The 401-nt window shown below is 51.4% G+C and carries 2 rRNA genes; both read right to left on the bottom strand.

The features are described from left to right. A 5S ribosomal RNA gene (rrf, locus tag AC1DNI_RS22810) occupies nucleotides 1-108 on the bottom strand; the annotation flags it as partial. 172 nt (nucleotides 109-280) lie between these two features. Beyond that, nucleotides 281-401, bottom strand: a 23S ribosomal RNA gene (locus AC1DNI_RS22805); the annotation flags it as partial.

The raw sequence follows: 401 nt of genomic DNA, 5'->3' as shown, positions 1-401 counted from the left end.
AGCGACCTACTCTCCCGCGTCTTGAGACGAAGTACCATTGGCGCAGGGGCGTTTCACGGCCGAGTTCGGAATGGGATCGGGTGCGGCCACCCCGCTGTAACCACCAGGTCAGCAAAGCGCAACAAGCAAATGAGAAGCTGGGTTTTGGGGAGGTGAGTAGTGAGTAGTGAGTAGTGAGTAGTGAGTAGTGAAGACACTACTTCTGCTTTTTCTACTCCACTACTGACGACTTACGTTTTTCACGTCTTTGACGCGTTTTGGATGGATATTTGTAATGAGAATGATCAAGTCGATCGAGCTATTAGTACCGGTAAGCTTCATGCGTTGCCGCACTTCCACACCCGGCCTATCAACGTGGTGGTCTTCCACGGCTCTGATAGGGAATACTCGTTTTCAGGTGG

This window comes from Phyllobacterium sp. 01N428 (assembly GCF_056399405.1).
The sequence above is the reverse complement of the archived record's forward strand: the minus strand, read 5'-3'. Positions and strand labels throughout refer to the sequence as shown.